This window comes from Polaribacter sp. Asnod1-A03 (genome assembly GCF_045063585.1).
Taxonomy (GTDB): Bacteria; Bacteroidota; Bacteroidia; order Flavobacteriales; family Flavobacteriaceae; genus Polaribacter.
In genome coordinates, this window is record NZ_JBEFOE010000009.1 from 3,011,569 (window position 1) to 3,025,634 (window position 14,066).

The 14,066-nt window shown below is 29.5% G+C and carries 9 protein-coding genes and 1 tRNA gene; 5 read left to right on the forward strand and 5 right to left on the reverse strand.

Annotation, left to right across the window (positions count from 1 at the left end; genetic code table 11):
* Positions 1-338 precede the first annotated feature (338 nt).
* On the reverse strand, positions 339-1,460 hold the full coding sequence (gene leuB, locus ACJJVY_RS13420; RefSeq protein ID WP_405609672.1) for a 3-isopropylmalate dehydrogenase: 1,122 nt from the start codon (positions 1,458-1,460) through the stop codon (positions 339-341).
* A gap of 99 nt (positions 1,461-1,559) precedes the next feature.
* On the reverse strand, positions 1,560-2,735 hold the full coding sequence (locus ACJJVY_RS13425) for a 2-isopropylmalate synthase (protein WP_405609675.1): 1,176 nt from the start codon (positions 2,733-2,735) through the stop codon (positions 1,560-1,562).
* Positions 2,736-2,866: 131 nt separating this feature from the next.
* Here ACJJVY_RS13425 and ACJJVY_RS13430 point away from each other — a divergent pair, with 131 nt between their 5' ends.
* The 4 genes from ACJJVY_RS13430 to thrC all read left to right on the forward strand — a co-directional run bounded on the left by ACJJVY_RS13430 (position 2,867) and on the right by thrC (position 9,583).
* Positions 2,867-4,444 carry a hypothetical protein gene (locus ACJJVY_RS13430; protein WP_405609678.1) on the forward strand — a complete coding sequence of 526 codons (1,578 nt, stop codon included), beginning with the start codon at positions 2,867-2,869 and terminating at the stop codon, positions 4,442-4,444.
* A 297-nt stretch (positions 4,445-4,741) separates the two neighbouring features.
* Positions 4,742-7,177, forward strand: coding sequence for a bifunctional aspartate kinase/homoserine dehydrogenase I (gene thrA, locus ACJJVY_RS13435; RefSeq protein ID WP_405609681.1), 2,436 nt, complete (start codon positions 4,742-4,744; stop codon positions 7,175-7,177).
* A gap of 70 nt (positions 7,178-7,247) precedes the next feature.
* Positions 7,248-8,177 carry a homoserine kinase gene (locus ACJJVY_RS13440; protein WP_405609684.1) on the forward strand — a complete coding sequence of 310 codons (930 nt, stop codon included), beginning with the start codon at positions 7,248-7,250 and terminating at the stop codon, positions 8,175-8,177.
* A 119-nt stretch (positions 8,178-8,296) separates the two neighbouring features.
* Entirely contained in the window at positions 8,297-9,583 is a 1,287-nt protein-coding gene (gene thrC / locus ACJJVY_RS13445; protein WP_405609687.1) for a threonine synthase, read from the forward strand.
* A 57-nt stretch (positions 9,584-9,640) separates the two neighbouring features.
* On the opposite strand, the gene ACJJVY_RS13450 is transcribed toward thrC, so the two are convergent.
* The 3 genes from ACJJVY_RS13450 to ACJJVY_RS13460 form a co-directional block, all read right to left on the reverse strand.
* Positions 9,641-10,039: a VOC family protein gene (locus ACJJVY_RS13450; RefSeq protein WP_405609689.1), complete on the reverse strand. Its 399-nt coding sequence runs from the start codon at positions 10,037-10,039 to the stop codon at positions 9,641-9,643.
* Between the two features lie 110 nt (positions 10,040-10,149).
* Complete coding sequence (locus tag ACJJVY_RS13455) at positions 10,150-10,671, reverse strand: DUF421 domain-containing protein (RefSeq protein WP_405609692.1); 522 nt, start codon at positions 10,669-10,671, stop codon at positions 10,150-10,152.
* 75 nt (positions 10,672-10,746) lie between these two features.
* Positions 10,747-10,818, reverse strand: a tRNA-Gln gene (locus tag ACJJVY_RS13460).
* Positions 10,819-10,988: 170 nt separating this feature from the next.
* On the opposite strand from ACJJVY_RS13460, the gene ACJJVY_RS13465 reads away from it, so the two are divergent.
* The gene (locus ACJJVY_RS13465) at positions 10,989-14,066 is read left to right on the forward strand and encodes a DUF2723 domain-containing protein (RefSeq protein WP_405609695.1); all 3,078 of its coding nucleotides are present in this window, start codon (positions 10,989-10,991) and stop codon (positions 14,064-14,066) included.

The following is a 14,066-nucleotide window of genomic DNA, read 5'->3' on the forward strand; positions in this document are numbered from 1 at the left end:
TTAATGTTTTCTTCAATTGTTTGACTAAATTACTATGTTTCTCTATTTTTATTGAATAAAATCAAATATCTTCCTTTAAATCCACGTGTTAAAAAAACAGGTTAAACACCTTAAAAACAAGTATTTAAGTGTTTTTAATTATGACATTCAAGTGCTAAAATAAATTCATAAAAAAACCTTCCATTTAACAGGAAGGTTCTATTTAAAAATTTATACTATAAATATCACTTCCTTATCACATCGTATTAATTTCGATGACATCGACAATAGAAATAATATTTAAAATTTGTTTATTCATTTTATAATTAAAATATCTAGATAAGATATGGTTTAGTATTTTATATAATTGTACTCTGCCCCATATGAATATTCGTGAAATTCATATTACTGTCATCTTGATGCGTAATATAATCCGCAATAAAATGCCCTACTTTTGAGGTAGACGCAAAATACTGATTTTTACCTTTTATATCTTCTGTTGTTATCCCTAAATCTAAAGATTTCTCCACTGCTCTTTCAACTGCATCTGCTTCTTCAAGCAAACCTAAATGTTCTAAAAGCATTGCTACAGAAAGGATAGAAGCTAAAGGATTTGCAATATCTTTACCTTTTGCTTCTGGATATGAACCGTGAATAGGCTCAAACAATGCATTTTTCTCTCCTATTGAAGAAGAGGCCAACAAACCTACAGAACCACTAAAAACACTCGCTTCATCAGAAATAATATCTCCAAATAAGTTAGTTGTTAAAATTACATCAAATGCTTTTGGGTTTAAAAGCATTTGCACAGCTGCATTATTAACATATAAAAAGTCTAAAGAAACATCTTTATATTCTTTTGCTATTTCTGTAACTGTTTTTCTCCATAAACGAGAAGTTATTAAAACATTTGCTTTATCAATTAAAGTTACTTTTTTCCTTCTACCTTGTGCTGCTTTAAATGCTAAATGTGCAACCCTAGATATTTCTTCTACAGAATATGTACAAGTGTCAAATGCGGTTTGACCATCCTCACTTAACTCTTTTTGTCCGAAATAAATTCCGCTTGTTAATTCTCTAAAAATAACAATATCAGTACCAGAGATAATTTCTTTTTTAAAAGGAGAGTTTTTTATTAACTTATCATAAACCTTTACAGGTCTTACATTACAGAATAAACCTAACTCTTGCCTTAAACGCAAAAGACCTTGTTCTGGTCTTATTTTAGCAGCCGGATTATTATCATATTTTAAATCTCCAATTGCTCCAAATAAAACAGCATCTGCATTTTTACAAATTTCTATTGTTTCTTCTGGTAATGGGTCTCCCTTTTCTTCAATTGCACAAGCCCCCATTAAAGCTTCTTTATATAAAAAAATATGATCATAAGCCTCAGCAACAGCATCCAAAGCTTTTTTTGCTTGATTGATTACTTCAGGCCCAATTCCATCTCCAGGTATAACAGCAATTGTGTATTTCATTCTAATCTGTAATAAGTTAATATCTTATCAAAGATAATTATTTATTTTTTAAGCATTCTTAAAAAAAGTTGATAAATACCTATAAAAAATGATTATTTACTATGCCATTAGAATTTTAGAAGATTTATTCACTTCTTTCATTATAACATGGATATCTTCATCTCTTACTTCTTTTTGCTTATCAGCAGTATTTAAAAAAGCTGTATAAGCTAGATCTAACTGTACTTTAGTTAACTCGTAACCAATCTTTTTAGACCTATAAGCCAAAGCTGCTCTACCACTTCTTGCTGTTAAAACAATTGCACTTTCTGTAACACCAACATCTTCAGGATCCATAATTTCATAAGTTTCCCTATTTTTAATCACTCCATCTTGATGAATTCCAGAACTATGCGCAAAAGCATTTGCACCTACAATTGCCTTATTTGGTTGCACAGGCATCCCCATACTTTCTCTAACCATAATACTTGTATCGTACAATAGTTTTGTATTAACACTTGTTTCTAAATTTAAATATGGATGTTGTTTTAACACCATTACCACTTCTTCTAACGCAGTATTACCAGCTCTCTCACCAATACCATTAATAGTACACTCTATTTGACGTGCCCCGTTAATAACACCGGCTATAGAATTAGCAGTTGCCATACCTAAATCGTTATGACAGTGACAAGAAAGAATTACATTTTCTATTCCTTTTACGTTTTCACGTAAATATTTCATTTTAGCTCCGTATTCTTCTGGCAAACAATACCCTGTTGTATCTGGAATATTTAAAACAGTAGCACCTGCTTTTATCACCTCTTCACAAACTCTTGCTAAATAATCATTATCTGTTCTACCAGCATCTTCTGCATAAAACTCTACATCTTCTACAAAAGATTTTGCATAAGAAACCGCTTTTACAGCACGTTCTATTACTTTATCTCTAGACGAGTTAAATTTAAATTTTATATGAGAATCACTAGTACCTATACCAGTATGAATTCTTGGATACTTTGCATATTTTAAAGCCTCTGCAGCAACTTTAATATCGTTTTCTACAGCTCTCGTTAAACCACAAACAGTTGCGTTTTTTACAATTTTTGAAATTTCTTCTACAGACTTAAAATCACCTGGACTAGAAACAGGAAAACCAGCTTCTATAACATTAACTCCCAGTAAATCTAACCTCTCAGCAATTACTAATTTCTGTTTAGTATCTAACTTACACCCAGGAACTTGCTCTCCATCTCTTAATGTTGTATCAAAAATTTGTACCTTGTTATCTTGCATACTTTTTGTAAAGATTATCTAATTAAAAATCAAATGTATATATAGGGATTAAAATAATTCGTTATTTTTACAAATCCATACGATTTCTAATATCATCAAAGAAAATACAAGTAATTAATTATCAGTATTTTATGAGTAAAAGTGTTACATCAGCCAATCAACAAAATGATTCTCTTTTTGTCTTAATCAAATCTTTAACTAAATCTGAAAAAAGACAATTTAACCTATATGTAGGTAGATTAGGTGGTAATGTTGACGCTAAATTTTTCTCTCTATTTAAGTTTTTAGAAAAACTAAAAAGTTACGATGAAAAAGTAATTATTGGAAGCGGTATTGTTTCTAAACAACAATTATCAAATTTAAAAGCACACTTATACAAGCAAATTTTAATTAGCTTGCGCTTAAACCCTGCGCATAAAAACCTTAGAATTCAAGTTAGAGAACAATTAGACTTTGCAACTGTTCTATATCAAAAAGGATTGTACAAACAAAGTTTAAAATTATTAGAAAAAGCCAAACACATGGCTTTAGATAATGAGGAAAAAAACATTGCTTATGACATTGTGGAGTTAGAAAAAGTTATTGAAACACAATACATTACAAGAAGCTTAAGCAACAGGGCAAATCAATTATCTATTGAAGCAAAAGAACTAAGTCAGCAAAACGTAATAGCTAGTAAACTTTCTAATTTATCTCTTCAACTTTATAGTCATTTAATACAAAATGGGTACGTAAAAAACATAGAAGAACTAAAGTTTGTAGAAAAATATTTTAATGATAGGATGCCTAAATATAACTTTAAAAGTTTAGGTTTTAGAGAAAAACTATGGTTGTACAAAGCTCACTTATGGCATAGTTTCTTAGTACAAGATTTTTTATTGAGTTATAAATATGCTCGTAAATGTGTAGATTTATTTGACTCACCCAAATTAATTCTTTTACATCCTGTTTTTTATTTAAAATCTAAAAACTATTTATTAGAAGCCTCTTTTCTAGTTAAAAAAACAACTATTTTTAAAAAAGAGTTAGCCATTTTTGAAGCAGAGATAGAAAACAAAGAAGTTACAATGAACACAAATACAGAATTATTAATTTTTCTGTATTTATATACCAACAAACTTCATTTACACTTTTTAGAAGGTTCTTTTGATAAAGGCGAGTACTTAGTTGATGAAATTAATACCAAAATAGAGCAGTATAAAAACAGATTAGATAATCATTTTATAGTTCTACTTTATTACAAAATTGCTTGTTTGTACTTTGGTATGGGTAAAAACAAGGAATGTATTTTTTACCTTCAAAAAATAATAAAATCTAAAAACATTGGTTCTGCAGAAGACTTACAATGTTTTGCACGTATTCTAAATTTGATTGCGCATTATGAATGTGGTTTAGATTACGATTTAGAAAGACAATTTGTAGACACTTATAAGTTTTTATTAAAAATGGAAAACTTACAAGCCGTTCAGAAAGTATTTTTAACTTCTATTAGAGATTTAAGTGATGTTTTTCCGCATGAAATTAAAAACGAGTTTAAGAAGATTCATGCAAAATTAAAAGTCTTTGAAAACCATCCTTACGAGAAAAGAGCATTCTTATATTTAGACATTTTGTCTTGGTTAGAAAGTAAAATCCAAAACAAACCTATTGCTTTAATTATTAAAGAAAAAATAAAGAAACCTGCCAAACAACATAAAATCAATAATTGAAACAACTTATTTTAAACAATTTTACATAAATCAGTTAAAAATATCAAATAATCACAACTAAAAGCTCTAAAATTAAATAATACTATTATTTTTGCTTCGTGATTTTATCTAATACACATATTAACTCTTCATCAACTACAAATGTAGCTTGTATTTCTATGCGCACAATTATTCGCACAACTACAACTATTACCCTTTAGGGGTTCTACTATATTTATATCACCTTAGGTCATACTATTGTTTCTAACAAAGAAACAAACTCAACAAAATATTAAATTACAAAACTATTCATTAAAAATGAAAGTATTAAAATTTGGCGGTTCATCTGTCGCAAACTCAGAAAATATACAAAAAGTCTTATCAATAATTGAATCTGCTTCTAAAAATTATAAAATAGCAGTGGTAGTTTCTGCATTTGGTAAAACAACTAATAATCTTTTATTAGGAGCTGATGAAGCTTTAAAAGACATTAACTCTTCTAAAGAAATTTTAGAAAACATAAAAAAACTTCATTTAGAAGTAATAGAAAAACTAATTACCAAAAATAAAAAAGAAGTTTTAAACGAAGTTAATTCTTTATTTAAAACTTTATCTTCTGTTTATGAAGGTGTTTTTTTATTACAAGAGTTATCATACAAAACGCTAGCAAAAGTATCTAGTTTTGGAGAAAGACTTTCTTCTTACATCATTGCAAATGCTGCAAGTGAAATTTTTGACGCTATACATAAAGACAGTAGAGATTTAATTATTAATAATGATTATTTAAATGCACAGGTAAAATTTGAAGAAACTAATAAAAATATTACTTCATTTTTTAACGAAAACAAACATCAAGTTACCATTTTAGGTGGATTTATTTCTTCTAATTCATCACAAGAAACAACTACACTAGGCAGAGGTGGGTCTGATTTTACTGCCGCTATTTACGCTGCTGCTTTAAATGCTGATGAATTACAAATATGGACAGACGTTAGTGGTATGTACACAGCAAACCCAAGAGTTGTAAAACAAGCATATCCTATTTCTCAAATTTCTTATGAAGAAGCTATGGAGTTGTCTCATTTTGGGGCAAAAGTTTTGTATCCACCAACAATTCAGCCAGCTTTAAGAAAAGAAATCCCTATTTTAATCAAAAACACTTTCGAACCAGAAATTTTTGGTACATTAATTTGTAATGACCCAGAAAACAGTAACGAAGTAAAAGGAATTTCTCACATAGAAGATATTAGTTTAATCACTTTAGAAGGTGGTGGAATGATTGGTATTCCTGGTTTCTCAAAACGTTTATTTGAAACACTTTCTGTTGCAAAAATTAATGTTGTTTTTATTACGCAAGCATCATCAGAACATTCTATCTGCGTGGGTGTTTATGATAATGATTCTGCAAAAGCAAAAGAGCTTTTAGATGAAACATTTAGCAGAGAAATAGAAAACAAAAAGATAAAACCAATTATTGTAGAAAACGACTTAGCAATTATAGCTGTAGTTGGAGAAAGCATGAAAGATTACCAAGGTTTAAGCGGACAAATGTTTAGCGCCTTAGGTAGAAACAATGTAAATGTTAGAGCAATTGCGCAAGGTTCATCAGAAAAAAATATTTCTGCAGTAATTAATAAATACGATGCAAAAAAAGCTTTAAATACTTTACATGAGCAATTTTTTGAAGAAAAAACAAAACAGTTAAACTTATTTGTAACTGGTGTTGGTAATGTTGGTGAGCAATTTTTAGCACAAATTCATCAACAAAATGAGTTTTTAAAAGAAAACCTAAAACTAAACATTAGAGTTATTGGTATTGCTAATTCTAGAAAAATGTTTTTCGACAACGAAGGTATTGATCTAGAAAATTGGAAAGAATCTTTAGAAAACGGAGAACCAACAACTTTAGAAAGTTTTCACAGCAAAGTAAAACATAGCAACCATATAAATAGTGTATTTGTAGATAATACGGCAAATCAGCAAGTTTCTGAAATTTATGAAAAATACTTAAGAAGCAGCATTTCTGTAGTTACTTGTAATAAAATTGCATGTGCTTCTAACTTTGAAAACTATAAAACCTTAAAGCAAGTTTCTAGAAAATACAATGCTTCTTTCTTATTCGAAACAAATGTTGGTGCCGGTTTACCGATTATAGATACATTAAAAAACCTAATAAATTCTGGAGATAGAGTCAATAAAATTCAAGCTGTTTTATCTGGTAGTTTAAACTTCGTATTTAACAATTTTAATGCAGGTTCTACTTTTCATGATGTTGTTGCAGCTGCTCAAAAAGAAGGTTACACAGAACCAGATCCAAAAATTGACTTAAGTGGAGTTGATGTTGCTAGAAAAATTTTAATTTTAGCAAGAGAAAGTGGTTATAAAATGGAATTAGAAGACATTGATAAAAATGCCTTTTTACCAGAAGAAAGTTTAAATACGGATAATAATGATGATTTTTATGCATCTTTAACTAAAAATGAAGCTCATTTTCAAAATATATTTAAAGAAGCAAATGATAAAAATTGTAGATTAAAATATGTGGCAGAATTTGTTGACGGAAAAGCAAATGTTGGTCTACAACACATTCCGTCAGACCATCCTTTTTATAATTTAGAGGGTAGCGATAATATTGTATTATTTTTTACAGATAGGTACCCAGAGAACCCTTTATTGATAAAAGGTGCTGGTGCTGGTGCAGATGTAACTGCTTCTGGTATTTTTGCTGATGTAATTAGAATTGCAAATCAATAAAAAGTTTTCAGTCTCAGTTTTCAGTTAGTAATTAGCCGGAAATTGAGACTGAAACTGCAAACTAAAAAATATGAATTATTTAAAAATTTTTGCCCCCGCAACTGTTGCTAATGTTTCTTGCGGATTCGATTCACTTGGTTTTGCTGTTGATGCAATTGGAGATGAAATGACTTTTACAAAAACAACTGAAAAAGGCGTTAAAATAACAAATATAACTGGTGCAGACTTAACGTATAATGTTGATGAAAATGCAGCAAGTGCGGTTGTTAAAAAAATATTGAATGAAGCAAACGCAGATTTCGGAATTGAATTAACAATTCACAAAGGTTTTTCTCCAGGAAGTGGTTTAGGTAGTTCTGCCGCAAGTGCTGCCGGTGCTGCTTTTGGCGCAAATCAATTATTGGGTAATATTTATTCTGAATTAGAATTAACAAAATTTGCAATGTTTGGCGAAGAAGTTGCTTGCGGAACGCCAATTGCAGACAATGTTTCTGCTGCTGTTTATGGTGGTTTTGTTTTAGTAAGAAGTTATAGCCCTTTAGAAATCATAAAACTTCCTGTACCAACTGAGTTAAGAGTCGTTGCAATTCATCCGCAAATAGAAGTAAAAACAAAAGATGCAAGAGATGTTTTACCTACAGAAATTGCATTAAAAGACGCAGTTACACAATGGGCAAATGTTGGAGGTTTAATTAGTGGTTTATATTCAGACAACTATAATTTAATCAGTAATTCTTTGGTTGATATTATTGTAGAGCCTCATCGTAAAAAATTAATTCCATTTTTTGATGATGTTAAAAATAGCGCTTTAAAAGCTGGAGCTTTAGGTGCTGGAATTAGTGGTTCTGGACCAACAATTTTTGCACTTTGTAAAGGAGATGAAGATGCCGAAAATGTGTACAAAATGATTGAGGAAAGTTACAAAAACACAGAAATTGACTTTGAAATGTTTATTTCTAAAGTAAATAAAAAAGGTATAAAAATAATTGAAAGTAAATAAAAATATATTGATACAATTTTTCTAAAAAGAAAAATGACTGGATGTGACAATACACTTGTCAATTCGAGTGATTTTTAAGGAACGAAAAACTGTATCGAGAACTAATTAAAAATAACAAAATGAACTATTATAGTTTACATCATAAATCACCAAAATCGACTTTTAAAAACGCAGTTGTTCAAGGTTTAGCAAAAGACAGAGGAATTTATTTTCCAGATAACATTCAACCACTTTCAAAAGATTTTATAGAAAACATTTCTGATTACTCTAATCATGAAATTGCTTACGAAGCCATTAAACAATTTGTTGGTGATGAAATTCCGGCTTCAACATTAAAAGAGATTGTTGCAGAAACTGTTTCTTTCGATTTTCCTTTGGTAAAAGTTGATGATAATATTGCTTCCTTAGAATTGTTTCACGGACCAACAATGGCTTTTAAAGATGTTGGCGCAAAGTTTATGGCAAAATGCTTAGAGTATTTTAACAAAGACAATAATGATGAAGTAACTGTTTTAGTTGCCACTTCTGGAGATACTGGTGGTGCAGTTGCTAACGGATTTTTAGGCGCAAAAGGAGTAAATGTGGTTATTTTATATCCCTCTGGTAAAGTAAGTGATATTCAAGAAAAACAATTAACAACTTTAGGGCAAAATATTACCGCGTTAGAGGTAGATGGTGTTTTTGATGATTGCCAAGAAATGGTAAAAACCGCTTTTTTAGATGAAGAAATTACTAAAACATTAACGTCTGCAAACTCTATAAATGTTGCGCGTTGGTTACCACAGATGTTTTACTTTTTCTTTGCCTATAAAGAATTACACAAAAAAAATAAAGACTTAATTTTCTCTGTACCAAGTGGGAATTTTGGAAATATTTGTGCCGGAATTATGGCTCAAAAATTAGGTTTACCAATTAAACATTTTGTGGCTTCTACAAATGTAAATGATACGGTACCTAATTATTTAAAAGACGGTGTTTATAAACCAAAACCATCTAAAGCAACTATTTCTAACGCTATGGATGTTGGTAACCCAAGTAATTTTATCAGAATACAAGAATTATTCAATAATGATTTAGAAACTCTTAAAAATGCTTTTTCTTCGTATAGTTTTTCTGATGATGCCACTAAAGAAACCATGAAAGAAATTTATAACAATTCTGGTTATGTTGCAGATCCGCATGGAGCTGTTGGTTATTTAGGTTTAAAAAAACATGGCTTAAAAGAAAATGAATTTGGTATTTTCTTGGAGACTGCACATCCTGTTAAATTTTTAGACGTAGTAGAAGAAACGCTACCAATAAAAGTAGAAATACCAACACAAATTAAAAAAGTAATAAATAATAAAAAAGTAGCTTTTAAAGCCTCTAATTATCAAGATCTAAAAGATTTTCTTTTAAATCAATAAAAACTAAAAAAGGATAACATTAATTTGTTATCCTTCTTTTTTGATCTTCTTTATTTTTTATTTCTTAGCATTTACCATCCAGTTTATACCAAATTCATCCGTACATCTACCGAAGTAACCCCATTCTTTTTCTTTAAACTCCGTGTGTATAATTCCGTTATTAGATAAATCTTCAAAAACAGAAGCTGCTTCTTGTTTATCATTAAAATCAACACTCATGTGAACTTGATTCCCTGAGTTTATTGGCGTATCTGGAGCGGCATCATAAGCCATAAAACCTACACCTTTTCCTTTTAATTCTGCGTGTTGTAATTTTTTTCTATATGAAGGAGGAACATCAATTTTTTTGTCCTCATAAGTTATTTTATTCTCTACTGTTGCATTAAATAATTCTCCATAGAAATTTAATGCTTTTTGGCAATTTCCGTTAAAAGCTAAATAAGATTGTACTTTCATTTTTCTAATTTTTAAAGATTAATATTCTATCTCTCAAAAATAAAACACAAGATCTTCTTCCTTTAGCTTAAATGATTTTTATATTAACGTTATCTCTATTTAAAGAAAATTTATCTATCCAAAACATCTTTAACCAACCAATCATCCATTTTTTCTTCTTCAGATGCATGTAATACAGATATATCCCCTGTAGTTTCAAAAATTACCGCTTTCACTTCTGATAACTTAATTACGTTGGCCTCCCTTAATTTAGACCTAAGATCTCCTTCTGTAACTTTTGCCTTTTCAAGATTTTTCCATAAAATCTCTTCATTTTTCATTAAAAATAAAGGATCATTATCAACAATATTTCTAAAAAACTGAAATCTTCTTAAATAAGCTGTTATACCTTGTAACAAATAAACTATTGTTAAACCAAAAACACCTTCTATTAAAGAAACCGATTTAGACAATAATGTAGACGCTATTATAGAACCAATAGCAATGGTACAAGCAAAATCAAAACTAGACATTTTAGAAAAACTACGTTTTCCAAAAATTTTAGTTAGTAGTATAATTATCACATAAACACCTAAACAAGATATAAAAATAAATTGCAGTGTTTTAGAATTAGTAAAAATCCATTCATTCATATTCTTAAATTTTCTATAAAAATATAAGAAACAAATAAAAAGTCCTAACAAATATAATTTGTTAGGACTTTTTTGTTGGCCTACAAGGACTCGAACCTTGAATGTCGGTACCAAAAACCGGTGTGTTACCAATTACACCATAGGCCAATGCTTTAATGCGGGTGCAAATTTAATATATTCTTTTAAACTTGCAAACATTTTTTAATATTTTTTTTATTTAACAAAGTTTTAAGAGCATTTTATCTTCTATAAAAACAAGTAACAACAATTTTTAATCATATTTATTAGTAAATTCGCCCACACATTATCAACTAACTATGAAGTCTGAAAATTTTAAAAAATGGAACATCATCTTAGGATGGACTACTTTTGTAATTGCTTTAATAACTTATTCTTTAACATTAGAGCCAACTGTGAGTGCTTGGGATTGTGGAGAATATATTTCTACATCTGTTAAATTAGAAGTTGGTCATCCACCAGGAGCACCATTATTTCAAATGTTAGGTGCATTTTTTGCCATGTTTACGTCTAATTTAGATCAGATTGCTAAAATGGTTAACTTTATGTCTGCTTTAGCAAGTGCTTTTACTATTTTATTTATGTTTTGGACAATTACTAATTTAGCAAAAAAGTTAGCTTTAAAAACAGGAGAATTATCCGAAGGCAAATATATTGCTATTTTAGGAAGTTCTATTGTAGGTTCTTTAGCCTACACTTTTTCTGATAGTTTTTGGTTTAGTGCTGTAGAAGGAGAGGTATATGCAATGTCATCATTTTTAATGGCTATTTTATTTTGGTTAGGTTTAAAATGGGAAAGCGAAATACATACAGCTAGAGGTAACAAATGGCTAATTTTAATCAGTTTTGTAGTTGGTTTATCTTTTGGTGTGCATATTTTATCTTTATTAGTAATTCCTGCAATTGTAATGTTATACTTCTTTAAAACTTACAAAACAATTAATATAAAAACTACAGCAATTGCAACTGTTATTTCTATATTGGTTTTAGCATTTGTTTTTAAATTTTTATTCCCTTATACACTAACATTCTTTAGTATTTCAGAATTATTTTTCATCAATTCTATTGGTATGCCTTATAATTCAGGATCTATTATTGCTGCATTAATATTAATAGGCTTGTTCTATTTTGGCTTAAATTATACACGTAAAAAGAATAAAGTAAACACAAATACTTTAATCTTATCTGTATTATTTATTATGATTGGTTTTTCTTCTTGGATGATGTTACCAATTAGAGCCAATGCAAATACAACAATTAACGAAAATGACCCATCTAGTGCAAGAGAACTATTAGCTTATTATGACCGTGAACAATACGGAGACGCTAATGTTTTTTATGACACCTATTACTCTAACTCATACTCTAGAGAACAAGATGCTAGCAATCCTTATAAAGATGATAAACCTAAGTATGAAAAAAGAAATGGTAAATACGAAATTGTAAATAATTACGAAGGAGTTGTACCTAATTATTCTGATAAGCACAAAGGTTTTATACCTAGAATGGTAGATCCTTCTAAAGAACAAATGTATAAATCCATTGCTGGTATTCCACAAAACAGTAAACGTAGACCAACGTTTGCAGAAAACATAAAGTTTATGCTAAGCTATCAGTTTGGCTATATGTACGGACGTTATTTTATGTGGAACTTTGTTGGCAGACAGAATGATATTCAAGGTAATTTAGATATTTTAAACGGTAATTGGTTAAGTGGAATTACTGTAATTGACGAAGCTAGATTGGGTTCTCAAAAAGAATTACCTACCCAAGTATTAGAAAATAAAGGAAGAAATAAATATTACTTTTTACCTTTAATTTTAGGAGTTCTTGGCTTATTGTACCAAATTAAATGGGATAAAAAGAACTTCTTTACATTGTTTTTATTCTTTGCATTTACAGGTTTTGCTATTATCTTTTATACAAACCCAAAACCTTTTGAACCAAGAGAAAGAGACTATGCTGTGGTTGGTAGTTTTTACATTTTTGCTATTTGGATTGGTTTTGGTGTATTGGCTTTATATGAATTTTTAAAGCGTTTTGGTCAAAAGAAAATTATTGCTTTTGTAGTTTCTGCAATTTCATTAATTGCGGTTCCTGCTTTAATGGCTTCAGAAAACTGGGATGATCACGATCGTTCTAACAGGTACACAACTCATTTAAATGCACAAGCTTATCTAGAATCTTGCGACCCAAATGCTATTATGTTTACCATTGGAGATAATGATACTTTTCCGCTTTGGTACATGCAAGAAGTAGAAGGTATTAGAACCGATGTTAAATTAATAAACACTTCTTTATTTGCTACAGATTGGTACATAGATCAAATGAAAAGAAAAACCTATGATGCCGACCCTATTCCATCTCAACTAGAACACGATCAATACAGATACGGAACTTTAGACGTTGCCTATTCTATGGATCATCCTCGTTTTAAAGATTCTATTATAACCATTGACAACTTTATGCGTTGGATTGCTTCTGATAACGATGCTACATATGTAGAAACAGAAAATGGTTTAAAAGAAAAATTTTATCCAACAAACAAAATTAGAATTCCGGTTGATAAAGAAGCAGTATTAAGAAACGGAATTGTAGCTCAAAAAGATGCTGATAAAATTTTACCTTATATAGATATTACTATTGATGATAGAGCTTTATTTAAAAATAGAATTTTAATGTTAGACATTATTGCTAACAATAATTGGAAAAAACCAATCTATTTTACAGGTGGAGCTAATGCCGATGAAGAATATATTTGGTTAAAAGAATATTTACAATTAGATGGTTTGGCATACAAGTTTGTACCAATTAGAACCTCTATGAGAGATAAGAACCTATTTGATATGGGTAGAATTGATCCAGAAAAAATGGCAGCTAATATTGCAAAATGGAACTGGAGAAATATTAATGATGGTAAAATTTATTTAGATGAACAAACAAAAAGAAATGCAATTTCTATGCGTAACAGTTTACTTCGTTTATCTGAAGCCTTTGCCAAAGAAGGAGATACTACAAAAGCTTTAAAATACTTAGATTTATCTTTAGAGAAAATGCCTATTGCAGATTTTGATCATTATAGTTTATCTATTGGTTACCCAGAGGCTTATTACCGCTTAAAAGATTCTAAAAAAGCTAGAGAAGTGTCTGCAACATTAATTAAACTATTTAAAGAAAAATTAATCTGGTTAAGCACATTTTCTATGGAAGACACAGAGCTTGTTTTTAATGAAATAGACAATAATTTATATATGTACAGAAATATTGTAAGTCAGGCAGAACAAGGCGAAGTTGATCAAGAATATTTAGAAACTTTACAAAACGATTTTGTAGAGGTTGTAAAATTATTTAACCATTTAATGCCAGACGAAGAATAG

Excerpts from the sequence above, each read along its gene's own strand:
- ACJJVY_RS13450 (WP_405609689.1), bottom strand. The coding sequence starts at position 10,039 with ATGAAAGTACAATCTTATTTAGCTTTTAACGGAAATTGCCAAAAAGCA.
- ACJJVY_RS13455 (WP_405609692.1), bottom strand. The coding sequence starts at position 10,671 with ATGAATGAATGGATTTTTACTAATTCTAAAACACTGCAATTTATTTTT.
- ACJJVY_RS13430 (WP_405609678.1), top strand. The coding sequence starts at position 2,867 with ATGAGTAAAAGTGTTACATCAGCCAATCAACAAAATGATTCTCTTTTT.
- ACJJVY_RS13440 (WP_405609684.1), top strand. The coding sequence starts at position 7,248 with ATGAATTATTTAAAAATTTTTGCCCCCGCAACTGTTGCTAATGTTTCT.
- thrC (WP_405609687.1), top strand. The coding sequence starts at position 8,297 with ATGAACTATTATAGTTTACATCATAAATCACCAAAATCGACTTTTAAA.
- ACJJVY_RS13465 (WP_405609695.1), top strand. The coding sequence starts at position 10,989 with ATGAAGTCTGAAAATTTTAAAAAATGGAACATCATCTTAGGATGGACT.
- leuB (WP_405609672.1), bottom strand. The coding sequence starts at position 1,460 with ATGAAATACACAATTGCTGTTATACCTGGAGATGGAATTGGGCCTGAA.
- ACJJVY_RS13425 (WP_405609675.1), bottom strand. The coding sequence starts at position 2,735 with ATGCAAGATAACAAGGTACAAATTTTTGATACAACATTAAGAGATGGA.
- thrA (WP_405609681.1), top strand. The coding sequence starts at position 4,742 with ATGAAAGTATTAAAATTTGGCGGTTCATCTGTCGCAAACTCAGAAAAT.